Origin of the sequence: Bradyrhizobium sp. CER78, assembly GCF_029846235.1 — a bacterium.
Lineage (GTDB): Bacteria > Pseudomonadota > Alphaproteobacteria > Rhizobiales > Xanthobacteraceae > Bradyrhizobium.
The window spans coordinates 1-22666 of the sequence record NZ_JARVWP010000007.1 but is presented as its reverse complement, the minus strand read 5'-3'; the positions used below and the strand labels follow the sequence as shown (position 1 = coordinate 22666).

At 65.1% G+C, this 22666-nt stretch carries 30 protein-coding genes and 1 pseudogene; 23 read left to right on the top strand and 8 right to left on the bottom strand.

Annotated features, from left to right (window positions below; translation table 11 throughout):
* The first annotated feature begins 130 nt into the window (after positions 1-130).
* Positions 131-613 carry a hypothetical protein gene (locus QDT69_RS16620; RefSeq protein ID WP_279707563.1) on the top strand — a complete coding sequence of 161 codons (483 nt, stop codon included), beginning with the start codon at positions 131-133 and terminating at the stop codon, positions 611-613.
* Positions 614-700: 87 nt separating this feature from the next.
* On the opposite strand, the gene QDT69_RS16615 is transcribed toward QDT69_RS16620, so the two are convergent.
* Positions 701-1345, bottom strand: a complete 645-nt coding sequence (locus QDT69_RS16615; RefSeq protein WP_279707562.1) for a glutathione binding-like protein — start codon at positions 1343-1345, stop codon at positions 701-703.
* A gap of 92 nt (positions 1346-1437) precedes the next feature.
* Between QDT69_RS16615 and QDT69_RS16610 the strand changes: the two genes are divergently transcribed.
* The 4 genes from QDT69_RS16610 (at position 1438) to QDT69_RS16595 (ending at position 3982) form a co-directional block, all read left to right on the top strand.
* Positions 1438-2097, top strand: a complete 660-nt coding sequence (locus QDT69_RS16610) for a TetR/AcrR family transcriptional regulator (RefSeq protein WP_279707561.1) — start codon at positions 1438-1440, stop codon at positions 2095-2097.
* Positions 2098-2187: 90 nt separating this feature from the next.
* Complete coding sequence (locus QDT69_RS16605) at positions 2188-2835, top strand: dihydrofolate reductase family protein (protein ID WP_279707560.1); 648 nt, start codon at positions 2188-2190, stop codon at positions 2833-2835.
* 276 nt (positions 2836-3111) lie between these two features.
* Positions 3112-3510 (top strand): metalloregulator ArsR/SmtB family transcription factor, encoded by a 399-nt coding sequence (locus QDT69_RS16600; RefSeq protein WP_279707892.1) that lies wholly within the window; start codon positions 3112-3114, stop codon positions 3508-3510.
* Positions 3503-3982 carry an SRPBCC domain-containing protein gene (locus tag QDT69_RS16595; RefSeq protein ID WP_279707559.1) on the top strand — a complete coding sequence of 160 codons (480 nt, stop codon included), beginning with the start codon at positions 3503-3505 and terminating at the stop codon, positions 3980-3982. Before QDT69_RS16600 ends, QDT69_RS16595 begins: the two co-directional genes overlap by 8 nt.
* Positions 3983-4095: 113 nt before the next feature.
* Here the strand turns inward: QDT69_RS16595 and QDT69_RS16590 are convergent, their stop codons facing one another.
* Entirely contained in the window at positions 4096-5061 is a 966-nt protein-coding gene (locus tag QDT69_RS16590; protein ID WP_279707558.1) for a glyoxylate/hydroxypyruvate reductase A, read from the bottom strand.
* Positions 5062-5150: 89 nt separating this feature from the next.
* On the opposite strand from QDT69_RS16590, the gene QDT69_RS16585 reads away from it, so the two are divergent.
* The 6 genes from QDT69_RS16585 to QDT69_RS16560 all read left to right on the top strand — a co-directional run bounded on the left by QDT69_RS16585 (position 5151) and on the right by QDT69_RS16560 (position 9235).
* Positions 5151-5438 carry a hypothetical protein gene (locus QDT69_RS16585; RefSeq protein WP_279707557.1) on the top strand — a complete coding sequence of 96 codons (288 nt, stop codon included), beginning with the start codon at positions 5151-5153 and terminating at the stop codon, positions 5436-5438.
* A gap of 190 nt (positions 5439-5628) precedes the next feature.
* Positions 5629-5997: a YciI family protein gene (locus QDT69_RS16580; protein ID WP_050419610.1), complete on the top strand. Its 369-nt coding sequence runs from the start codon at positions 5629-5631 to the stop codon at positions 5995-5997.
* On the top strand, positions 5994-7271 hold the full coding sequence (locus tag QDT69_RS16575; protein WP_279707556.1) for an RNA polymerase sigma factor: 1278 nt from the start codon (positions 5994-5996) through the stop codon (positions 7269-7271). The genes QDT69_RS16580 and QDT69_RS16575 overlap by 4 nt, the downstream gene beginning before the upstream one ends.
* A 438-nt stretch (positions 7272-7709) precedes the next feature.
* Entirely contained in the window at positions 7710-8120 is a 411-nt protein-coding gene (locus QDT69_RS16570) for a DoxX family protein (RefSeq protein ID WP_279707555.1), read from the top strand.
* An 88-nt stretch (positions 8121-8208) separates the two neighbouring features.
* Positions 8209-8745: an SRPBCC family protein gene (locus tag QDT69_RS16565; protein ID WP_279707554.1), complete on the top strand. Its 537-nt coding sequence runs from the start codon at positions 8209-8211 to the stop codon at positions 8743-8745.
* 79 nt (positions 8746-8824) lie between these two features.
* Positions 8825-9235 carry a VOC family protein gene (locus tag QDT69_RS16560; protein WP_279707553.1) on the top strand — a complete coding sequence of 137 codons (411 nt, stop codon included), beginning with the start codon at positions 8825-8827 and terminating at the stop codon, positions 9233-9235.
* 133 nt (positions 9236-9368) lie between these two features.
* Here the strand turns inward: QDT69_RS16560 and QDT69_RS16555 are convergent, their stop codons facing one another.
* Positions 9369-9812 carry a hypothetical protein gene (locus QDT69_RS16555; RefSeq protein ID WP_279707552.1) on the bottom strand — a complete coding sequence of 148 codons (444 nt, stop codon included), beginning with the start codon at positions 9810-9812 and terminating at the stop codon, positions 9369-9371.
* Positions 9813-9944: 132 nt separating this feature from the next.
* The gene (cobT, locus tag QDT69_RS16550) at positions 9945-10958 is read right to left on the bottom strand and encodes a nicotinate-nucleotide--dimethylbenzimidazole phosphoribosyltransferase (RefSeq protein ID WP_279707551.1); all 1014 of its coding nucleotides are present in this window, start codon (positions 10956-10958) and stop codon (positions 9945-9947) included.
* A gap of 179 nt (positions 10959-11137) precedes the next feature.
* On the opposite strand from cobT, the gene cobS reads away from it, so the two are divergent.
* Both cobS and QDT69_RS16540 read left to right on the top strand, forming a co-directional pair.
* Complete coding sequence (gene cobS, locus QDT69_RS16545; RefSeq protein ID WP_279707550.1) at positions 11138-11890, top strand: adenosylcobinamide-GDP ribazoletransferase; 753 nt, start codon at positions 11138-11140, stop codon at positions 11888-11890.
* A 7-nt stretch (positions 11891-11897) separates the two neighbouring features.
* On the top strand, positions 11898-12467 hold the full coding sequence (locus QDT69_RS16540) for a histidine phosphatase family protein (RefSeq protein WP_279707549.1): 570 nt from the start codon (positions 11898-11900) through the stop codon (positions 12465-12467).
* A gap of 177 nt (positions 12468-12644) precedes the next feature.
* On the opposite strand, the gene QDT69_RS16535 is transcribed toward QDT69_RS16540, so the two are convergent.
* The 3 genes and pseudogenes from QDT69_RS16535 to QDT69_RS16525 form a co-directional block, all read right to left on the bottom strand.
* Complete coding sequence (locus tag QDT69_RS16535; RefSeq protein ID WP_279707548.1) at positions 12645-13433, bottom strand: SDR family NAD(P)-dependent oxidoreductase; 789 nt, start codon at positions 13431-13433, stop codon at positions 12645-12647.
* 176 nt (positions 13434-13609) lie between these two features.
* Positions 13610-13932, bottom strand: a pseudogene (locus QDT69_RS16530) (GIY-YIG nuclease family protein).
* A 168-nt stretch (positions 13933-14100) separates the two neighbouring features.
* Positions 14101-14340: a hypothetical protein gene (locus QDT69_RS16525; RefSeq protein WP_279707914.1), complete on the bottom strand. Its 240-nt coding sequence runs from the start codon at positions 14338-14340 to the stop codon at positions 14101-14103.
* A 12-nt stretch (positions 14341-14352) separates the two neighbouring features.
* Here QDT69_RS16525 and QDT69_RS16520 point away from each other — a divergent pair, with 12 nt between their 5' ends.
* From QDT69_RS16520 to QDT69_RS16475, 10 genes are all read left to right on the top strand, one after another.
* The gene (locus QDT69_RS16520) at positions 14353-15006 is read left to right on the top strand and encodes a glutathione S-transferase family protein (RefSeq protein ID WP_279707547.1); all 654 of its coding nucleotides are present in this window, start codon (positions 14353-14355) and stop codon (positions 15004-15006) included.
* Between the two features lie 142 nt (positions 15007-15148).
* Complete coding sequence (locus QDT69_RS16515; RefSeq protein ID WP_279707546.1) at positions 15149-15520, top strand: nuclear transport factor 2 family protein; 372 nt, start codon at positions 15149-15151, stop codon at positions 15518-15520.
* A gap of 77 nt (positions 15521-15597) precedes the next feature.
* Positions 15598-16803: a serine hydrolase gene (locus QDT69_RS16510; protein WP_279707545.1), complete on the top strand. Its 1206-nt coding sequence runs from the start codon at positions 15598-15600 to the stop codon at positions 16801-16803.
* Between the two features lie 118 nt (positions 16804-16921).
* Positions 16922-17338 (top strand): YciI family protein, encoded by a 417-nt coding sequence (locus QDT69_RS16505; RefSeq protein WP_279707544.1) that lies wholly within the window; start codon positions 16922-16924, stop codon positions 17336-17338.
* A 155-nt stretch (positions 17339-17493) separates the two neighbouring features.
* Complete coding sequence (locus tag QDT69_RS16500) at positions 17494-17919, top strand: YciI family protein (RefSeq protein ID WP_050629712.1); 426 nt, start codon at positions 17494-17496, stop codon at positions 17917-17919.
* Positions 17920-18063: 144 nt separating this feature from the next.
* Positions 18064-18426, top strand: coding sequence for a hypothetical protein (locus tag QDT69_RS16495; protein WP_279707543.1), 363 nt, complete (start codon positions 18064-18066; stop codon positions 18424-18426).
* Between the two features lie 233 nt (positions 18427-18659).
* Positions 18660-19193, top strand: coding sequence for a dihydrofolate reductase family protein (locus tag QDT69_RS16490; RefSeq protein WP_279707542.1), 534 nt, complete (start codon positions 18660-18662; stop codon positions 19191-19193).
* A gap of 91 nt (positions 19194-19284) precedes the next feature.
* Positions 19285-19998, top strand: coding sequence for a TetR/AcrR family transcriptional regulator (locus QDT69_RS16485; RefSeq protein ID WP_074131438.1), 714 nt, complete (start codon positions 19285-19287; stop codon positions 19996-19998).
* A 130-nt stretch (positions 19999-20128) separates the two neighbouring features.
* A complete protein-coding gene (locus QDT69_RS16480) occupies positions 20129-20620 on the top strand; it encodes a DUF2852 domain-containing protein (protein ID WP_279707541.1) in 492 nt (163 codons plus the stop codon).
* A 150-nt stretch (positions 20621-20770) separates the two neighbouring features.
* Entirely contained in the window at positions 20771-21538 is a 768-nt protein-coding gene (locus QDT69_RS16475; protein ID WP_279707540.1) for a serine acetyltransferase, read from the top strand.
* Positions 21539-21816: 278 nt separating this feature from the next.
* Here the strand turns inward: QDT69_RS16475 and QDT69_RS16470 are convergent.
* On the bottom strand, positions 21817-22666 hold an 850-nt coding region (locus QDT69_RS16470; RefSeq protein ID WP_347952044.1), incomplete at its 5' end, for a haloacid dehalogenase type II.

Genomic DNA, 22666 nt, shown 5'->3' with positions numbered 1-22666 from the left:
CCGGATTGCGCTGCGCTCCATCCGGGCTACGGTCAACCGTACTGGCCTATCGAAAACGTTTACGAGTCTCGATGTGGGCTGGTCTATGCTGGTCGGCGTTGCAACCTCACCGCTTCTGCCGGACCATTACATGACGCTTGAACGTTCTAGAGCCTTTGCGCTCGCAGGCTTCCTCCTCACGGCCGCGCTTAGCGCCGTTCCTATCCAGCCAAGCGCGGCGAAGGATAAAATGCGCGGGCCGGATACGTGGGGGCCGATGTTTCGATATCAAGTCGAGAGGTGTTGGAAGAAGCCTGCACGCGCCGGGAGCGATGCGGCAAATGTGAGGGTTGAGATCACGGTCGACCTGACGCCAGAGGGCAAGCTGGATGGGCAACCTTTGGTGCTGCCAGGGAGCAAGCCGGCCACGTCAGACTATGCTCAGGCGTATCAAAAAAGTGCGCTGCGAGCGATCATTGAATGCCAGCCGTACACTTTGCCGGCGGAATACTACGATCAATGGAAGAAATTCCAGCCGGTCTTTATGGAACTGCCGACACCTCCTGCAGGAAAGGGAGAGTCTGCGGACGAACTCTCTAATACTCGCAAGCTTTCGATTTGCCGGGGATGCTGACGTAACAACAAGCAGCGCTTTTGCGGAAGCGGCCCCTCACCCCAACCCTCTCCCCGTGAAGAACGGGGAGAGGGAGCGGAGAGAGCCTTATGCCGCCGCCTTGTGCCGCGCGATCTCGGCCTTGTAGAGCTCGAATTCTTCCGCGACTGCCTTCGCGACCGAAGGCCGTGCGCGCAGGCGCTCGTAATAGGCCTTCAGCGCCGGCCATTTTGCGAGCTCGATCGGCGGTGTCGCCATGGTCCAGTTGATCACGGTGACGAGATAGGCGTCGGCGACGCTGAAATGATCGAGCAGGTAGTCGCGGCCCTTCAGGTGGTCTTCGACATAGTCGAGCCGCGAAACGTATTTTTCCAGCGCGTAGGTTTTGGCCTCCGGCGGCGCCTTCTTGTCGAGCAGCGGCAGGAACAGGCCCTTGTGCAACTCGGTGCCGATGAAGCACAGCCATTGATGCAGCTTCGAGCGCTCGGCGTTCGACGCGGTGCCGATCCCGGCCCGGGGGAACTGGTCGGCGACATATTGCAGGATCGCGGCGTTCTCGGTCAGCACCACACCATCATCGGTGCGCAGCGTCGGCACCAGCCCAAGCGGGTTGACCTTGTTGAAGTCGGTGCCGTCGTTACGCACCTGCTTGGTCTTCGGGTCGACCTCGAGATAGTTGGCCGGCTGGCCCGCTTCATAGAGCGCGACGCGGGTCGCCATCGAGCAGGCGAGCGGCGAGAAATAAAGATCCATGGGTGCCTCCAGTGTCTGGCGCGGGTGTCCGGCCGTTGTTGATTTTTGTACTGTCTTGGATAATATTAGCTGCGTCAAGGAATTTATGCGAAATGGTACAAAAAAGTAAGAAGCCGCCATCTGCTGCCAAAATGGCTGCGCCCGTTGCGCCGAAGCGGCGGGGGCGGCCGCGCGCCTATGAGCCCGATGTCGCGCTCGGCAAGGCGCTCGATCTGTTCCGGCGCGATGGCTTTGCCGCGACCTCGCTCGATGATCTGAGCGCGGCGACCGGGATGAACCGGCCGAGCCTCTATGGCGCGTTCGGCGACAAGCGCGAGCTCTACATCAAGAGCTACCAGCGCTATCGCGATGACGCGCGCGTCGCGATGGCCGACATCTTCCGCGCCGATGCGCCGCTGCGCGAGCGGCTGGAGCGCATCTATCGCATCGCGCTCGACATCTATCTTTCCGGGGAGTCCGGCCCGCGCGGCTGCTTCACGGTGATGACCGCTGCGTCGGAGGCGGTGTCCGATCCTGACATCCGCAACATGGTGGTGGAGGGGCTGACCGAGCTCGACAAGGCGTTCGGCATCTGCTTCCGCCACGCCAAGGAGCGCGGCGAGTTGCCCGAGGGTGCCGATCCGGCGGCGCTGGCGCACCTAGCCTCCGCCACCATCCACACCATCGCGATCCGTGCCCGCGCCCGGGTGCCGCGCCGGGAGCTCGAGGCGATCGTGCAGGGCGCTATCGACCTGATGTGCAAGGCCAAATAGAAGCGGCAAATTTCTTTAGCAGCAAATGTCGGGCGCTGGTTTTCCTGCCCGTCTTCCGTAAGGTCTCCCCACTTATGGAAGCGGAATCTCATGGGAAAAGTCAGAACTTCAGCATTCTCGGTCTCGATCGACGGATTTGGCGCGGCGCCGCGCCAGAGCCTTGAAAATCCATTCGGCGAAGGCGGCATGGTGTTGCCCGGCTGGTTCCTCCAGACACGGACGTTTCGCCAGACATTCGGCCAGGACGGCGGAAGCACCGGGCTCGATGACGAGATCGCGCGCAAGTCGATGGAGAATATCGGCGCCTGGATCCTCGGGCGGAACATGTTCGGCCCGATCCGTGGGCCGTGGCCCGACGAGTCCTGGAAGGGCTGGTGGGGCCCCAATCCGCCGTATCACACGCCGACCTATGTGCTGACCCATCACGCGCGGCCTGACATCGAAATGGAAGGCGGCACCACTTTCCATTTCGTGACCGATGGCATTCACGCAGCGCTAGAGCGCGCGCGTGCTGTTGCTGGGGACAAGGACATCCGGGTCGGCGGAGGCGTGTCGCTGGTGCGCCAATTCCTTGAGGCGCGGCTGCTCGACGAGGTGCAGCTGGCGCTGTCGCCGGTGCTGCTTGGCGCAGGCGAGAATCTGTTCGCCGGCATCGATCTGCCCGCGCTCGGTTACGCCGTTGTCTCAAACGTCGCGAGCCCGAACGCCACGCACGTCACTTTCGCGCGCAAATCGTAGAATTGCGAAATGGGCTCGGCTTCACCTCGCCCTGCTTGCGGGGAGAGGTCGGATCGCATCGCGAGATGCGATCCGGGTGAGGGGAGTCTCAGCGAATGCGGTGACCGCCGGATATGCGGAAAGCAGCCCCTCACCCCAACCCTCTCCCCGTAAGAACGGGGAGAGGGAGGGAAGGGCCGTTACCTGCGCCAGCGGCCAAAAACGGCCGTTGACGTGGGCGCCGTTCATGTGTATTTAGCCCAAAGGTTATTTAACCGATGAGCTAAGTACATGCCGCTGGACCCCCTCAGTTCAACCTTCGCGGCGCTGGCCGACCCGACCCGGCGCGCGATCCTGGCGCGGCTTGCGCTCGGCGAGACCTCGGTGATGGAGCTGGCAAAGCCGTTCGACATGAGCCTGCCGGCGATTTCCAAGCACCTGAAGGTGCTGGAGCATGCAGGTCTGATCTCGCGCGGGCGCGAGGCGCAGTGGCGGCCATGCCGGATCGCGCCCGCCTCGTTCAAGCAGGTCGATGGCTGGCTCGGCAATTTCCGCCGCTTCTGGGACGAGAGCTTCAACCGCCTCGACGGTCTGCTCGAGGAGATGAAGGTGGAGGAGGCCGCAAAGGCCCCGCCGCGTAGTCAACGTAAAGTCAGAGTAACCAAGGAGAAGCAACGTGGACGCACGCGTGGATAAGACGCTGAGGATCACGACCCCGTCGGATTTCGAATTCGCCATGACGCGCCAGTTCGACGCGCCGCGGCGCTTTGTGTTCGATGCGATGACAAAGCCGGAATATCTGATGCGCTGGCTTGGCTGCGAGCAGCTCACGATGCCGGTGTGTGAAGTCGACCTGCGGGTCGGCGGCGCCTATCGGTTCGTGTTCCGCTCGTCCGAGGGCATCGAGCATGAACTCACCGGCACCTATCGCGAAGTGGTGCGTCCGGAGCGGTTGGCATTCGGCGAAACGTTCTCGATGCCGGGCTTCACCAGCGAGGAATATCTCGTCATCTCGACCTTCGTCGAGGAAGCCGGCACGACGACGCTGACCACCACCATCAAGCATCCGACCAAGGAGGCCCGTGACGGCCATCTCAACTCCGGCATCGATAAGGGCGTCGCGCCCGCCTACGATCGGCTCGCCGAGGTCGTTGCCGAGATGGGTTGAGACGGCCGTTATCTCTCATCCGTCATTGCGAGCGAGCGAAGCAATCCATCTGTCCGCGTTTGCGGTGGCATGGATTGCTTCGTCGCTTCGCTCCTCGCAATGACGGCTTCGCGCTAGTACCCCCGCTTGCGATCGACCACGTTCTCCAGCTCGCCGCCTTGCTCGAAGCGCGCGATCTGCTGCGCGACGTATTTCGAGATCTCGTCGGCGTCGGTGTCGGCGGCGTTGTGCGGCGTCAGCACCACCCTCGGATGGCTCCAGAACGGGCTCGCCTCGGGCAGCGGCTCGGTCTCGAAGACGTCGAGCGAGGCGGCGCCCAGCGTGCCGTCGTCGAGCGCGCGCAAAATATCTGCTTCGTTCTGCAGGCCGCCGCGGCCGGCATTGATGATGACGGGTGCGCCGAGCGGGCTGGTGCGGTTCAGCTTGGCGAACGCATCGCGGTTCAGCACATGCCGCGTATCCGGCGTCAGCGGCAGCAGGCAGACCAGGATGTTGGTCGCGCGCAGGAACGTGTCGAGCCCGTCGTTGCCGTGATGGCAGGCGATGCCGTCGATCCGCTTCTCGCTGCGGCTCCAGCCGACGACACGGAAGCCGAGCGCGCGCAGCGCCTGCGCTGCGGCTGCGCCGAGCGTGCCGAGCCCCATCACGCCGACCGTGATGGCGTTCGCCGCCCATTGATAGTCCGGCGCCCAGCGCTTCTGTCGTTGCGACTCGCGCAGATACAGCTCCTGACGGTGATGCATCAGCACGTGCAGCACGACATATTCGGTCATGCGGTCGGTGAGATCGGAGACCGAGACCCGCACCAGCGGCACGTCGGGCAGCGAGTGGTCGGCCATCAGCGCATCGACGCCGGCGCCGAGATTGAAGATCACGCGCAGGTTCTTGAACGAAGCGAGCTCGCCCGGCTTCGGTTTCCACACCGCGGCGTAATGCACCTCCGCGGGATCGAGCGCGCCGTCCGGCAGCAGCACCACCGGGCGATCCGGGCAGACCGTGTCGAACCGCGCCTTCCAGCGCGCCGACGACCAGTTTTCCGAGCCGCCATTGATCAGCAGCGCCAGTGCGCCCTTACCCATCCAGATACCTCCAAAATCAATGTGACGAATGTCACAGAGCGGGTCCGGCCCGCTCCCTAGTCTCCTGCCATCATCAGGGGAGAACTTCCATGCGCAAGCTGATCCTGATCGCGGCTTTCATCGCAGCCACCGCCGCCACGGCGCACGCGGGCCAGAGCCGTGGTCTCGTGCTCGCAGACGCCGATACACCGGCTCAGGCGCAACCGGCCGTTGCTCCTGATCAGGCCGAGGCCCAGCCGGCGCCGTCGCAGGCCCAGCCGGCCGAGGCCTTGAGGGCGCAGGCATCGCGCCCGGTGAAGCGGAGCCAGACCAGCCGCCGGGAGAGCGATGAAGCCAAGGCGCGCCGCATCGCCGCCCGCTACGGTGTCTACTGGTGATCGCAGCGGCGTCGTCATGGCGATGACCTGACGTGCCATCGCCGCGACCACGGCCTTCGGTCTGTCGCGGCGCGCCATGACGTTTCGGCCAAAATCCATCGCCGGCATCCGGAACCGAAATTTCTTTCGCTCACGCTGTCGGCAGCGGGCATAATCGTTCGTTCTTGCAATGAACGGAGACGCCTTTTCGATGCTGTACGCCATCCTCTGCTATCATGACGAAGACATGGTCGGTTCCTGGAGCAAGGAGCACGACGCCTCGGTCATGCAGAAATTGTCCGTCGTGCAGGACAAGCTCGCCAAGCAGGGCAAGCTCGGCCCGGTGGCGCGGCTGTTGCCGACCACGGCTGCGACCACGCTGCGCAAGGAAAACCCGCCGCTGGTGCTGGACGGCCCGTTCGCCGAGACCAAGGAGCAGCTGCTCGGCTTCTATCTGGTCGAGGGCAAGAATCTCGACGAGGTGCTCGACATCGCGCGCGACCTCGGCGAGGCCAATCCCGGCGGCACCTATGAGATCCGCCCGGTCGGATACTTCACTCCGGGGAGCGCAAAGACGTGAGCGTGACCGACACCGCCTGGATCGATGCCGCGCTGACGTCGGCGCGTCCCCAGGCGGTTGGCGCATTGCTGCGCTACTTCCGCAATCTCGACACCGCCGAGGAAGCCTTCCAGAACGCCTGCCTGCGGGCGCTGAAGAGCTGGCCGCAGAACGGCCCGCCGCGCGACCCGGCGTCGTGGCTGATCATGGTCGGCCGCAATGTCGCGATCGACGACATCAGGCGCAGCAAGAAGCAGGAGGCGCTGCCCGACGACGACCGGGCGATCTCCGACCTCGACGACGCCGAGGACGAGATCGCCGAGCGGCTCGACGGCTCGCATTATCGCGACGACATCCTGCGGCTGCTGTTCATCTGCTGTCACAAGGACCTGCCGCCGACCCAGCAGATCGCGCTGGCGCTGCGCATCGTCTCCGGCCTCACGGTGAAGCAGATCGCGCGCGCCTTCCTGGTCTCGGAGGCCGCGATGGAGCAGCGCATCACGCGGGCCAAGGCGCGCGTCGCCGACGCCAACGTGCCGTTCGAGACGCCGGGCGCGGTCGAGCGCAGCGAGCGGCTCGCGTCGGTCGCGGCGATGATCTATTTGATCTTCAACGAGGGCTATTCGGCGAGCGGCGACACTGCCGAGATCCGCTCGCCGCTGTGCGAGGAGGCGATCCGCCTCGCCCGCCTGCTGCTGCGGCTGTTCCAAAGCGAGCCGGAGATCATGGGGCTGACCGCGCTGCTGTTGCTGCAGCACGCCCGCGCCGAGGCACGTTTCGATGCCGACGGCCAGGTGATCCTGCTCGACGACCAGGACCGCACTCTGTGGAACCAGAAGCTGATCGCCGAGGGCGCAGCGCTGATCGACAAGGCGATGCGCCATCGCCGCAGCGGGCCCTATCAGGTGCAGGCGGCGATCGCCGCGCTGCACGCCCGCGCGGAAAAGCCCGAGGATACCGACTGGACCCAGATCGACCTGCTCTACGGCGCGCTCGAGGTCATGCAGCCGTCGCCGGTGATCACGCTCAATCGCGCGGTTGCGGTCTCCAAGGTGAAGGGGGCGGAAGCCGCGCTCGAGATGATCGAGCCGCTGGCGCCGCGGCTGTCGAATTACTTCCATTATTTCGGCGTGCGCGGCGCCTTCCTGATGCAGCTCGGCCGCAACGAGGAGGCGCGTGTCGCCTTCGACCGCGCCATCGCGCTCGCCAACACCACGGCCGAGGCGGCCCACATCCGCATGCACATCGACCGCCTGATGCGCGACAGCCAGCCGCGCAATGTGAAGGCGAAGTAGGGCGCGCGCCTGGTCGCGCGTTGTTCGTGTCCGAGTTGGGAGACTTCCCGTGCGGTACCCCTCTCCCTAACCCTCCCCCGCAAGGGGGGAGGGAACCCTACCGCCGGTGTGTCCCTTACACAAACGCAGAACCTACGCGTCAAACCGCGGATCAGCGTGCGGCGAGCAAACTCGTTCGCGGCCACGCCAACAATTACGTGAGGTGAGCGTGCGGAAATTACGTGAGGTGAGCACGCAGGTCAGGCTCCCTCCCCCCTTGCGGGGGAGGGTGGGGAGAGGGGTAAGCCCCGGGTGAGATGATCGACATCGTCTTCGCTGTCTGGTTGCGCGGTCACAGCTCTCGTCGCGCCCTCCAAAAAATCTTCCCGCGCAGTGTCGGCCCCGTATCCCACCGTTCGTCTAGATGACAGAGCATCACCAAGCGTTACGGAGCCCGTCATGTCGACGATCGTCGAGACCGAAGTCTCAAAGCCCGCCCGCATCACCGGCCGCGTCATGAGCGGCGTGGTCGTTCTCTTCCTGCTGTTCGATGGCGCCATCAAGCTGGTGCCATTGTCGGTCGTCACCGAGACCATGGACAAGATGGGCTGGGGCGCGAGCGATACGCTGGCGCGCAGCCTCGGCATCATCACCATCGTCTGCACGCTGTTGTACTCGGTGCCGCCGACCTCGATCCTCGGCGCCATCCTGCTCACCGGCTATCTCGGCGGCGCGATCGCATCGCATGTGCGGATCGGCAGCCCGCTGTTCACCCATACGCTGTTCGGGCTCTATCTCGGCCTGATGGTGTGGGGCGGGCTCTATCTGCGCGACGGCAATCTGCGTGCGCTGCTGCCGTTCCGCCGCTGAGTTGGTTTGACGCGTTTGCTTGATGCGAACCGCTACTCACTTCGTTCGAAACGCTCTAATTCTTCGATTCATGCATTTGGAGACCATCATGTTCGAGACCCTTGCCATCATCGCGATTGTCCTTGCGGTCGCGATTGCCGTCGTTCTCATCCTTGCGGCGACCAAGCCGAGCACGTTCCGCGTCACGCGCGCCACCAGCATCAAGGCGCCGGCCGAACGGATATTTCCGCTGATCGACGATTTCCGGCAGTGGACGGCCTGGTCGCCCTACGAGAACCGGGATCCGGACATGAAGCGCACCTATGACGGCGCCGGGCGCGGGCAGGGGGCGGTCTATGCCTGGGACGGCAACAAGAATGTCGGCACCGGCCGCATGGAGATCCTGCAGTCGTCCGCGCCGACGAAGGTCGTCATCAAGCTCGACTTCCTCAAGCCGTTCGAGGGCCACAACACCGCCGAGTTCACAATGCTGCCGCAGGGAGATGCGACCAGCGTCACATGGACCATGTATGGTCCGGCCGTCTTCATGTCGAAGGTGATGCAGGTGTTCATGAACCTGGACCACATGATCGGCAAGGATTTCGAGGTCGGTCTCGCCAATCTGAAGAAGCTGACGGAAAAATAGCGCGTTTTCGAGCGAAGTGGTTTACCGGTTCGCGTGAAGAAAATGCGCCAGAACCAGAATCTACCCAAGGGAGCATGCGATGCAGGTCAACCCCTATCTCTCCTATGACGGCAATTGCGGCGCCGCGCTGAACTTCTACCAGAAGGTTCTCGGTGCGCGGATCGAGGAAACCTATCCCTACGGCGAGGGCAATGCGGAGATGCAGACGCCGCCCGGCTGGAAGGACAAGATCATGCATGCCCGCCTCACGATCGACGGCGAGATCATCATGGCCTCCGACGCCCCGCCCGGCCATTTCCAGAAGGCGCAGGGATTCCACGTCGCGCTGCAGGTCGAGGATCCCGCTGAGGCCGAACGCCGCTTCAAGGCGCTGTCCGAGGGCGGCACGGTCACCATGCCTTTCGGCAAGACCTTCTTCTCCAACGGCTTCGGCATGTGCGTGGATCAGTTCGGCATCCCCTGGATGGTGAACTGTCCGCAGCAGATGTAGGTCGCAGACACGCCAGAATCGTAGGGCGGGTTAGCGAAGCGTAACCCGCCGCCGGTCTCTCATCCGCGCAAGTGGCTGTGTGACGACAACGGTGGGTTACGCCTTCGGCTAACCCACCCTACGAGATCGCGCGTCACCTGCACCGCGGATAGATCGTAGCGAGCTCGCGGCCGCGCAGCAGCAGCAGGCGTGAGGTCAGGCCGCCGCGGCGCACGATCCAGCTGCGCACCGGCGCCGGATAGGCTTGCAGCACGGCGACGGATGCTTCCGGCTCCGCATAGGTCCGGCCGCGCTGGTCGATCGAGCGTGCGGCGTGGAAGCCGAGCACGGCGCGCCGCGTCACACAGATGCGGTCGCCCGGCACCATCGAGAGCACCAGCGTGCAGGCCGACAGGCACGGCCCGTCGATCACCACGCGCTCGCCGGACTCGCGCACCTTGTCGAACAGATCGATGAACGGACCGACCTGTCCGCCGGGGCTGGCAAGGATACGAACGTCGGCTTCAGCGCTTGAAACATCGGCAAGCAGCGCCGCCATCCCCAAGATCATGATCGTCCAGATCGCCCCGATACGCATGTGGCGGTTCCTTCCGTTGACGTCGCTCTGGCTCGCGCCGAGCCCTGGGGCATGATCCGGAAAGTGTGAAGCGGTTTTCCCAAGGGCATGCTCAGGCTGAGAGCATAGGCTAGCTCATGCGGCGACAGTTTGTCAGTCTGCGCTGGAGACGCCGGCCTCGGCGAAGGTCGCCATGCCGCCGTGGCAGGCGAGCGCCGCGCGCAACAGCAGGATCGCGATCCCCGCGCCGGAGGCTTCGCCGAGCCGCATCTCGAGATCGAGCAAGGGGGCGAGCTGAAGTTCGCGCAGCAATTCGCGATGGCCGAGTTCGGCCGAGACGTGCCCGGCGCGGCAATGCGCGAGGCCGTTGGGTACAAGCCGCGCCAGCGGCAGCACCGCCGATGTCGCGACGAAGCCGTCGAGCAGCACCGGGATCGATCTTGCACGCGCCGCCAGCACGGCGCCGAAGATTGCCGCGAGCTCGCGCCCGCCGAGCGCGACTGCGACGGCGAGCGGATCATCGAGCAGGTTGCGGTGCATTTTGAGCGCGGTATCGATCGTGGTGCGCTTGCGCAGCAGGCCGGCATCGTCGACGCCGGTGCCGCGGCCGGCCCAGCGCGCGCCGCGCCCGCCCATCAATGCCGCGCACAGCGTCGCGGCCACCGTGGTGTTGGCAATCCCCATCTCGCCGACCACGAGCAAATCGCATTGCTCCGGCACCGTGCGCCAGCCGGTGTCGAGTGCGACCAGGAAATCGGCGCCGTCCATCGCCGGCGCCATCGTGAAATCGCGGGTCGGCCGCGCGAGCTCGAGCGCCTCGACACGCAGCTCGGCGCCGGCAAGCTTTGCGATCTGGTTGATCGCGGCACCGCCAGCGGCAAAATTCGCCACCATCTGCACGGTAACCTCGGACGGATAGGCGGAGACGCCGCGCTCGGCGATGCCGTGATTGCCGGCAAACACTGCGATCGTGACCTTGTCGAGCCGGGGGATCTCGCGCCCCTGCCAGCGCGCCAGCCAGATCGCAGCCTCCTCCAGCCGGCCGAGGCTGCCCGGCGGCTTGGTCAGGTTCTGCTGGCGAACCGTAGCGGCCGCAGCGCTGGCTTCGTCGCCCTGGGGCAGGTCGCGACAAAAGCTGCGGATGTCGTCTAGAGTACTGAACTGCATGCGATTCCCTCGTCGAACGGGCCGCAAGCTAAAGCATGATCCGGAAAAGCGTGAAGCGGTTTTCCCTCCTGACAAACGCCTGGCGTTTGCGCGGCGATCATGCCCTAACAAGAAGCTCAAGCGCGATGGAGATTGAGCCCGATCCCGTCGCGCTTTAGCCCAATTTCCAGGCCTTCACCATGAATCAATGGCTCGACGATCTCAGGACCGCCACCGCTTTCCTGACCCGGCTGCCGATGCCGCACCCGGACGGGGCGCGGCCGGAGAGCTTTGCGCGAGCGCAGCGGCTGTTTCCGCTGGTCGGGGCCGGCATCGGGGCGGCCGTCGGCCTGCTCTGCCTGCTGCTGCGGGCGATCGGCGTGCCGGATCTCGCCGCGGCGGCGCTTGCGCTCGGTGGGGCTGCGCTGTTGACCGGCGCTCTGCATGAAGACGGGCTTGCCGACGTCGCCGACGGGTTCGGCGGCGGCCGCGATACAGCGGCCAAGCTCGAGATCATGCGCGACAGCCGGCTCGGCACCTATGGCGCGCTGGCGCTGGTGGTGAGCTTTGCCACCAAGCTTGCGGCACTGGCCGCGCTTCCCGATGGCATGGTGGTGCAGGGCCTGATCGCGGCCCATGCGCTCGGCCGCGGCGTGCTGCCGTGGATCGCGATCAGCCTGCCTTATGCGCGCAAGGATGGGCTCGCGGCCAATGCAGGCCGGCCCGATGGTGCGATCGCCGCGGTCGCGGCCGGCATCGCGCTTTTGATCGCAATCCTCGCTCTGCCCCTCGGCAGCGCACTGCTGGCAGCGATCGCGGCCGGCGCGGGCGCGCTGATCATGGCGCTGCTGGCAAAGCGGCAGATCGGCGGCCAGACCGGTGACGTGCTTGGCGGCGCCGAACAGGTCGCGGAGACTGCGATCCTGGTGCTGCTCGCGGCGCGGTTGGGGTAGGCGGGAGATGGACAGAGAAACGCATCTCTGGCTGATCCGTCACGCGCCGGTCGACGGACCGCGCGGCGTGATCCATGCGCCGGATGCGCCGGCGGACCTCGGCGATGCCACTGCATTCGCCGCGTTGCAGGCGAGGCTTCCAGTTGACGCGGTCGCGGTCTGCAGCCCGGCGCGCCGGACGCGCGAGACCGCAGCACGGCTCGGTCTCACGGCAACGGAAGACGACGCCTTTCGCGAACAGGATTTCGGCAACTGGACCGGCCGTCGCCACAGCGAGATCGAGCAAGAGCTCGGTGCCGCGGCCTATCGCGGGTTCTGGAATTCGCCGGGGACCAACCGTCCGCCGGGCGGTGAGAGCTTTGCCGACCAGATCGCGCGCGCGCGGGCAGGGCTTAGGCACCTGCCGTCCGGCGACGTCGTGCTGGTGGTGCATTCCGGCACCATCCGCGCGATCCTCGCGATCGCGCTCGATCTCGCGCCGGAGCTTGCGCTGCGCTTCGTGATCGATCCGCTGTCGCTGACGCGGATCGATCGGTTGGAGAATGCGTGGCGCGTTGTTGCAGTGAACGGGTGTTAATCACTCTCCGGCACTAGAAATTCCGTCATCCTGAGGTGCGAGCCTTGCGGCGCACTTGCGCCGCTGGGCGAGCCTCGAAGGATGAATCGGCCACCAGCCGGGCCGTCGACCCTTCGAGGGCCGCTGACGGAGCGGCCACCTCAGGGTGACGGAGCAGCATTGAATGCGCGGTCGACGTCACCCATTTCGTCGCTGGCCGCGCAGGGTCGGCAGGCCGATGCCGGCGGCGTCGAAGCCGCCGTCGACGGCGAGGATCTGGCCGGTGATGTAGCTGGCACGGTCCGAGCACAGGAAGAAGATCGCTTCCGCCAGCTCCTCCTCCAGCCCATAGCGGTTGAGCGGGATGGCGTCGTGATAGTCGGCGCGGATCTCCGGCGTGTGCACGGCTTTCGCCATCGCGGTCTCGACCGGGCCGGGCGCCACGCCGTTGACGCGGATGCCGAGCGAGGCGAGCTCGACCGCGAGCTGCTTGGTGAGGTGTGCGAGCCCGGCCTTGCTGGTGCCGTAGGCTGAGCGCAGCGTCGAGGCGCGTACCGCCGAGATCGAGGTGATGTTGACGATCGCACCGCCGCCATGCTCGCGCATCACTGGTGCGGCCGCCTTGGTGCACAGGAACGGGCCGGTGAGGTTAACCGCCATGATCCGGTTCCAGTCGGCGTCGGAGGTCTCCAGCACCGGCGCGAACACCGCCGTGCCGGCGTTGTTGACCAGCGCGTCGAGCCGGCCGAATCGGTCCGTGATCGCCGTGATCGCTTTGGCGACGCCGTCGGCATCGGAGACGTCGCAGGTCAGCGCCAGCGTGTCGTCGGGCTGCTTCAAGGCCGCGACCGCGGTGCGCAGCAATTCCCCTTCGATGTCGAGCAGCGCGACGCGCCAGCCGTCGGCAAGAAAGCGCTTCGCCGCGGCAAGCCCGATGCCGCGCGCGGCGCCGGTCACGAGTGCGACTTTGTGTGCGGAGGCGTTCATCGGGAGGTCCATCGGTTCGGGCAGGAAGTCCCGACCGTCTGCGACCTTTATGCAGAGGTGTCAACAACCGACGATATGATATTTCTCCGTCATCCTGAGGAGCGCGAAGCGCGTCTCGAAGGATGCACGGCCCGTCTGTGGCCGATCCATCCTTCGAGGCTCGCTCCGCTCGCACCTCAGGATGAAGGGGAAGGATCGATGTTCGGTTCGGAAGGTGGAGCACCACCTCTACGACGTGCCAGCCGGCTGACTGCGCCCCAATCCGACCGCGTTAACGCTTCCTTCTTAGCCCGACCCCAGCCTTTGACCTGCCGCGATGCCGTCAGTGATGCGATCGAAGTGCTGCGACCATACGAGGACAACCGGTCGCCGGTTGAAAGTGTAGCCGGGGTAGGCTCCCATGTTGTGCTGTTCAATTCGCGGCGCGAGATCGTCGCCGGTGGCACTGCCGATAGAAGGACCCATCGGCGCAGCGAAGCATGTAGACGTAGATGCCCATCGCAATTGCTCACGCGTTGTCGCGTCATCAGAATGACGCAACATTCGCGGTGGTCAATGGCTAGATGGAGCAATCTGTACTAGCCGGCTCTGCGCAATCTAAGGCGCGTCTCGAAGGATGCGCGGCCCCCAGCCCGGGACGCTCATCCTTCGAGGATCGCACCGCTGCTTACGCCGCGAGTTCGGCGGAAGCGCGCTGCATGTTTGTGGACATGTCCTGCGTCACGATGCTCTGCTCCTCGACCGCGGCGGCGGTGGAGGTGGAGGTGATGTATTCGTTGACGCCGGCGATCGCAGCCTTGATCTCGGACAGCGAGCTGGCTACCGCGCTCCGGCGAGAGCAAAATAAATCGCGGCACGAGATGTCGGCAGGGTGGCCTGTGGTTCGTCCTCGGACCTCTGGTTCCATGATGGAGTTTTGATGTCGCTCACCCTGCATTACCACCCGCTGTCCTCGTTCTGCTGGAAGGCGCTGGTCGCACTGTACGAGAACGGTGCGCCGTTCACGCCGCACATGGTCAATCTCGGCGATCCCGCCGAGCGCGCGGCGCTGCTCGCGCTGTGGCCGATCGGTCGCTTCCCCGTGCTGCGCGACGAGACGAGGGACGAGACGGTGCCTGAATCGAGCATCGTCATCGAATATCTAGACCGGCATTATCCCGGCACCGCCAAGCTGATATCGGACGACCCGGACCTCGCGCTGCAGACCCGGCTGCGCGATCGTTTCCTCGATCTCTATGTCCATCTGCCGATGCAGAAGGTCATCGGCGACCGGCTGCGGCCGGCGGACAAGAAGGACCCGCATGGCGTCGCCGAGGCGCGGGCGCAGCTCCGTACCTCCTATGCGATCCTGGATAAATACCTCGCGCATGGCGGCTGGATGATGGGCGAACGCTTCTCGCTGGCCGATTGCTCCGCCGCCCCGGCGCTGTTCTATGGCAACAAGGTCGAGCCGATCGGAGAGGGCCACCGGCATCTCGCTGCCTATCTCGAGCGGCTGAAGGCGCGGCCGTCCTTCGCGCGCGTCCTCGACGAGGCCGAGCCTTATTTCGGCATGTTCCCGCAGGAGTCCTGACGGGAACCCTGGTCCGGTCCCGTCCCGAAAATAAATGACGGCGCGATGTCGCTTTCGCGCCGTTCCATTCGTCTTGTACCTGAGGCCCGGGTTCTGGAGCGCTTGGCGCTCCGGAGGCCCGGGCGATCTGTGTGGAGACGACATGGCTGCAGCTGGCAACAGGGCGGAGATCATCCGCTCCCTCTTCGCCGCCTATCTCGCCAATGACCGCGCAAGCGTCGAGGCGGCGTTTTCGGAGGATTTCCGCTTCTCGACGCCCTATGGCGAGAACATCGACAAGCCACGCTATTTCGCCGAGTGCTGGCGCGACAGTGGCTGGATCGGCCGTCACGAGATCGAGCGCATCATGGTCGACGGCATCGAGGCCTTCGTCACCTATCGATGCGTGGCCAAGGACGGCAAGAGCTTCCGCAACACCGAGTTCTTCGTGTTCGACGGCGACAAGGTGTCGCGGATCGACGTCTATTTCGGCCCGTCGCATCAGGACGGCGAACTCGTCAGGCAGGAGCGATAGGGCAGCCTCGTGATCAATCGCGCGCTCGCCCGGGCGTCGTCGTCGGCGAGCGTGAACTCTGCAAAGGAAACCGGACAATGTCGATAGCAAGTGAGGGCAGTGGTCTGTCGCAGGCACGGCTCGGACGCATGCGCGAGGGGCTGGCGCGGCATATCGATGATGGCGACGTACCCGGCCTCGTGGCGCTGGTCAGCCGTCGCGGCGAGATCCATGCCGATGTGCTCGGACGCATGGCGGTGGGCGGGCCGCCGATGCAGCGCGACACCATCTTCCGCATTTCCTCGATGACCAAGCCGGTGACGGCGGTCGCCGCGATGATCCTGGTCGAGGAATGCCGGCTCAGGCTCGATGATCCCCTCGATCGCTGGCTGCCCGAGCTCGCCGATCGCCGTGTGTTGCGCACCATCGAATCCGAGGTCGATGACACGGTGCCGGCAAGGCGCGCGATCACGCTGCGCGATCTGCTCACCTTCCGCCTCGGGCTCGGCATGATCCCGATGTATCCGGCGCGCTATCCGATCCAGATGGCGATCGCGGATGCCGGCTTCGCACCCGGGCCGGTATTTCCGTCGTTTCCGCCGGACGAGTTGCTGCGCCGCTACGGCACGCTGCCGCTGGCCTATCAGCCCGGCGAGCGCTGGCTCTACAACACCGGAAGCCTGATCCTCGGCGTCCTGATCGCGCGCGTTGCCGGAACCTCGTTCGCGGGCTTCCTGCAGCAACGGATCTTTGAACCGCTCGGCATGAAGGATACGGCTTTCCACGTGCCGCAACACAAGCTGACGCGGTTTGCGACCTGCTATGCCAGCGATCACGCGACCGGCACGCTGAAAGTGTTCGACGAACCCGCGACCGGCAAATATGCCGCGCCGCCGGCATTCGAGAATGGCGGCGCCGGGCTGGTGTCGACCGCGGACGATTTCAACGCCTTCGCCCAGATGATGCTGAATGGCGGGCGGCTCGGCACCGAGCGGATCCTGTCGCGTCCCTCGGTCGAGCTTATGACCTCGAACCAAATTACGCCGGAGCAGAAACTTGGCTCCGAGTTTTTGCTCGGCGCGCGGGGCTGGGGTTTCGGGCTGTCGGTCGTGACCACGCGGGACGATCTCTGTGATGTGCCAGGCCGCTATGGCTGGGACGGCGGTTACGGCACTTCCTGGTATTCCGACCCGCGCGAGGCGATGACCGGAATCCTGCTGACCCAGCGCATGATGGATTCGCCGCAGCCGCTGCCGGTGTATTCGGATTTCTGGACGCTCGCCTATCAGGCCATCGACGACTAGCGCGCGTGTCAATGACCTCGGAAATAATTTCAATGACCGTGTCGGCCGCGCAAATCCTCCATCGTCTTTCAACCGAGCGCCGGTGCTGAGATCGGCTCGGAGACAACGGAGCACGACGATGAAGTTCAGGGTGATCGTGAAGGCGAACAAGGATACCGAGGCCGGGGTGATGCCGAGCACCGAGCTGCTCGCGGCAATGGGCAAGTTCAACGAGGAGATGGTCAAGGCCGGCGTGATGCAGGCCGGCGAGGGCCTGCATCCGACCAACAAGGGCGCGCGGGTCAAATATGCCGGCGGACAGAGCACGGTGTCGCACGGCCCGTTCAGCCTGAGCGGCGATCTGGTCTGCGGCTTCTGGCTGATCGAGACCAAATCGCTCGATGAAGCGATCGGCTGGATGAAGCGCGCACCGTTCGACGGCGGCTCCGAGATCGAAATCCGCCAGGTGTTCTCGGCAGACGATTTCGGCGAGGCGCTGACGCCCGAGCTGCGTGAACGCGGCGAGCGCCTGCGCGCGCAGGCTGGAAAGAAATGACGCCCGTCGTCGTTCCGCGATATCGCGCAGGCGATGCGCCTGGAATACATGATCACGATCGCAGGTCGTGGATTCCGGGCCGCCGTCGCGTCGGGCTTCCCGGAATGACGAAAGTGAAGATTGCGAGAGATTCAACAGATAGGGAAACCCGACCAATGCGCTTCATGATGCTGATGATCCCGCTCGGCTACGAATCCGCCCCCGCCAAGCTCGAGCTCGACCCCGAACGCGTCGCCGCGATGATGCGGTACAATCAGGCGCTGAAGGACGCCGGCGTGCTGATCACGCTGGAGGGGTTGCATCCGCCGGCCGCCGGCGCGCGCGTCAAGTTCGACGCCGGCGAGCCCGTCGTGATCGACGGTCCGTTCACCGAGGCCAAGGAAGTGATCGGCGGCTTCTGGATGATCGAGGTCGCCTCGCGCGCGGAAGCGATCGAATGGGCAAAGCAGTGTCCGGCCACCGCGAACGAGATGATCGAGATCCGCCAGGTGCAGGAGATGGCCGATTTCTCCGAGGAGGTGCAGCAGGCGGCCGCCACCTTCGAGCATCCGCAGGGCGGCTGGGGCAAGGCGCTGCGTTAGCGCATGATCCGGAAAAGTGCGCAGCGGTTTTCCGGAAGACCATGCGCAAAACGAAGGAGTCGAACAAGAAGCGATGCCGCCGCACGGCGTCACCGCGCCACCAACCGATCGTCACACCACCAACCACCACAACGGAGAAGCACGATGAGCAGCAACACCTTCCTCGCCGTCTATCTCGGCAGCAAGACCGGCGCGCGGATGGCGGCCTGGAACGCGATGCCGGAGGCCGAGCGGCGCGCCAAGGAGCAGCAGGGCATGGCCGCGTGGGGCGCCTGGGTCGAGAAGCACCACGACGTGATCGTCGAGATGGGCGGTCCGCTGGGCAAGACCAAGAAGGTCGGCGAGGGCGGCACCGCCGACATCACCAATCATCTGACCGGCTTCACCGTGGTGCGCGCGCCCTCGCATGAGGCGGCGGCAAAGCTGTTCGAGAACCACCCGCACTTTTCGATCTTCCCGGGCGAAGCCGTGGAGATCATGCCGGTGCTGCCGATCCCGGGACGCTAGTCCCCGGGCGTTAGGCCCCGGGGCGTTAGGCCACCAGTTCCCTGAACCTCTCCCGCTTGCGGGGTCGAGACGAGCGAAGCTCGCTCTTAGGTCGCATCGCATCATCGATGCGATGCGGGTGGGGGCTTTCTCCACGATGCGACATGCGGAGACAGCCCCATCCCCCGGGAGCGACGTCGTTCTCACGTCACGCCGGCTCAATCCAATCTGAACTCTAGGTGGAGATTTGCGCGATGGCGAAGCTCGTCTTTGGATTGAACCAGCCGCTCGACGGCTATGTCGATCACGACCAGCCGATGCCGCCAGAACCTGGGCTGTTTCGTCATTTCATCGAGCAGGTGCGTGGCGTGACCGGTATGTTGTACGGCCGCCGCATGTACGAGGTGATGCGCTACTGGGACGACGACCTCCCCGATTGGGGCGCGGAGGAGCGCGAGTACGCGGCCGCGTGGCGGAGCCGGCCAAAATGGGTCGTGTCGCGTTCGCTGACGTCGGTCGGGCCCAACGCGATCCTGGTCGCGGGCGATCTCGCGGTGGCGGTGCGCGAGTTGAAGGCCCGGCTCGACGGTGAGATCGAAGTCGCCGGACCGGAGCTCGCGGGATGCCTGACCGAGCTCGGCCTGATCGATGAGTATCAAATCTACCTCCGGCCCGTCGTGCTCGGTCGCGGCAAGCCATTCTTCACCGGCCCGCGCGCGCCGCTCCGCCTCGTGGCTAGCGACCGGCTGGGCGACAACACGATCCGGTTGACCTACGTCCCCGCCTAGTCATACGGCTTGGGCTAGTCCGTTAATCTTGATTGACGCGCGGTCCCGCCGCTAGTGACCTTTACCGCCGGCTCATGTAAAAGCCGTTCACATGAGCTGGCGCAAGGACCAAGGCCGCGCCGAGCGCGGCTATCATCACGGCAATCTCAAAGAGGCGTTGCTGCAGGCCGCCCTCGACCTGATCTCGAAGAAGGGGCCGGCCGGCTTCACCTTCGCCGATGCCGCGCGCATGGCCGGCGTCAGCCCCGCCGCACCGTACCGGCACTTTCGCGACCGCGACGAGCTGATCGCCAGCATCGCGCAGCGCGGCTTCGAGCAGTTCGAGTCTTTGCTGACGCAAGCCTGGGACGACGGCCGCCCGGATACCGTCACGGCGTTCGAGCGGGTCGGCAAGGCCTATCTCGCCTTCGCGCGTGAGGAGCCCGCATTCTATTCCGCGATGTTCGAATCCGGCCTGCCGCCCGACGCGAATCCAACGCTGATGGCTGCAAGCGAGCGGGCGTTCGCGATCATCCGTGCCGCTGCCGAACGGCTCGCGGCGCTGGCGCCGCCGGGTATGCCGCGGCCGCCGGCGATGATGATGGCGCTGCACATCTGGTCGATGTCGCATGGCGTCGCGTCGCTGTTCGGCCGTGGCGATGCCGCGCGGCGCAAGCTGCCGATGTCGCCGGAGGATCTGCTCGAGGCCGAAGTGCTGATCTACCTGCGCGGTCTCGGCTTCCGGACCGACCAGCGGCCTGGAACCGCGGCAGCCGACGACAAGCCGGCCGGCGAGAAGGCTGGTCCGTGGGGCAAGCCGAAATAAGGTTCAACGGCCAGGCCAAAAATAATCCGAGGGGTGCGTCATCCGCGCTGCTTGACTTTCCCGGGGGATGGGCTACCTATGTAAATGTTATTTACATTCACAACGGCGTGATGCCGTGATGGAGAAGGAAATGGCCTACACCGCTGATGTCAATCGCTGGCGCGGCCCCGCTGAAGAGCCCTACCGTCCCTACTTCTACGCGACGCCGTGGCATCCCCTGAAGATCGCCGGGATCATCCTCGGCTTCATGATCTGGTGGCCGATCGGCCTCGCCCTTCTCTTTTTCACACTCGGGAGCAGAAAAATGGCCTGTTGGAGTCACAACGACATGGATCGCTGGCAGAACAAGATGGAGCGCATGCAGGACAAGATGGAGCGGATGAAGAGCCGCATGGAGCGCCGCGGCTTCCCGTTCGGCGGCTTCGGCCCGCCCTCGAGCGGCAACCGCGCCTTCGACGAGTACCGCCAGGATACGCTGCGCCGGCTCGAGGAAGAGCAGGTCGAGTTCAAGAACTTCCTCGATCGCCTGCGTCACGCCAAGGACAAGGAAGAGTTCGATGCCTTCATGGCGCAGCACAAGACCCGTCCGACCCCGCCGAACGACCAGCCGCCGCAGAGCTGATGACGCGAGGCAGTAGCTAGCCTTCAGGCGATGTGCCCCCATAGAACCTGATGGCCCTGAGCCGCCCGTTTGCGACAAGCAAGCGGGCGGTTTGCATTTTGGGGTAGTCACGCCCACTATCGTGTGAGCACGCGTGACGAGGCGAAGACGATGGCGGGATCTGCGACGGTGAGTTCTGATGATCTCTGGCTTGCGATCCGGCGCGAGGCTGAAACTGCAATCGCGGCCGATCCCTTTCTCGAAGCCTCAGCCGCCTTCATCCTCGATCAGGGCGACCTCGCTGGCGCGCTCGCCTTCCTGATTGGCCGGGCCATCTGCCGCACCGATGCCGATCGCGCGCAGTTCATGCGAGCGGCCCGCGAGGCGTTCGCGGCCGAGCCCGCGCTGGTCGACGCCGCAGCCGTTGATCTCACCGCCATCGTGCGCCGCGATCCGGCGATCAAAGGGTTGCTGCCGCCGTTCCGCAACTTCAAAGGCTACGTCGCATTGCAAGCCTGGCGTGTCACGAACTGGCTGTGGCGCCAGGATCATCCCGACCTTGCGCTGCTGATGCAGAGCGCGGCGGCGGTCCAGTTGCAGATCAGCATTCATCCCTCGGCCCAAATCGGAACCGCTGTGTTCCTCGATCACGGCACCGGCATCATCATCGGCGCGCTGGCGTCGGTCGGCGACGAGGTCACGATCCTGCAGAACGTCACCATCGCGCGGCATCAGGATGACCCGCGCCACGCGCCAAAGATCGGTCACGGCGTGCTGCTCAGCGCCGGCGCCACTGTCATCGGCAATCTCAGCATTGGAGATTTCGCTAAGATCGGCGCTGGCGCACTGGTGACGTCGGACGTGCCCGCCGGCTGCACCGCCGTCGGCGTGCCGGCGCGGCTGACCAATTGCACGGAAGCGGGCGCGCCGGTGCTCTAGCGAGATCGTCGGGTGAGCACGCCTCTCAGGCTCCCTCTCCCCTTGTGGGGGAGGGTGGGGTGAGGGGTGGCCCTGGGCGCAATGCGCGCGAAAGGATGATCGTCTGTCAATGCGCGTCGCGAGCTGGTTCTTACAGAGAGCGGAGCAAGCAGCACCCCTCTCCCCAACCCTCCCCCGCAAGGGGGGAGGGAGCCCTACCAGCGTGCTTACCTCACCGCTTCCGGCGATCGCAGTTGTTCATCTGACACATTCGACCCATGGATCGGGCCCGCGCATCGTCACACCGGCACAAGCGCGTCGGCCAGCTGCGTAAAGCTGTCCACGTGAAGGTCGAACCAGGGCTCCGGCGCGACGTCGACCTTTGCCGCCGGACCGAACTCCAGCGGACGGGCAACGAACGCGGTGCGCATGCCGAAGGCGCGGGCGGCCTTCAGATCGTATTTGTGGCAGGCGACCATCAGGATCTTGTCGGCAGGATATCCGAGATAGTCGACGGCGAGCTGATACACCGCCGGTGACGGCTTGTAGCTGCGCGCAAGCTCCGCAGTCAGCACGGCATCGAACGGCAGCTTGGCATGCTTGACCACCGCCACCACGGCGGCCATGCCGGCATTCGACAATGTCGAGGTCACGAAACGGCTGCGCAGGCGCGCAAGCCCTTCGACGCTGTCGGGCCAGGCGTCGAGCTTGCTCCACACCGTATTCAGTTCGTCGCGCTCGTCTTTGGAGAAGGCCTTCGACAGGCCGTGCCGATCGAGCAGCACATCCAGCGCCTCGCGATAGATGCGGTCGACCCGGATCCACGGCCGTTTGCCGGCGATCACGTCGTCGAGCGCGGCACGATAGAGATCGCGCCATTCGCTCGAGAGCTTGGCCCAGTCGAGCGCGAGCCCCTTCGCCGTGTTGATGGCTTCTCCCGCGCGCAGGATCGGCTGATAGAAGTCGACGCACGTCCCCTGGACGTCGAACGCGATCGCGCGAATCTCATCGCGCCACGTCGCGGCCCCTGCCGGCTGCATCCCCGTCATCGCGGCCATGATCGAAAGTCCTCCTGCGGTCATGAAGTGTCGTCTGGTCAGATCGGGTAGCACGGTTCTGTCCCCGGTTGCGGTATTGGAAGCGGGCGCA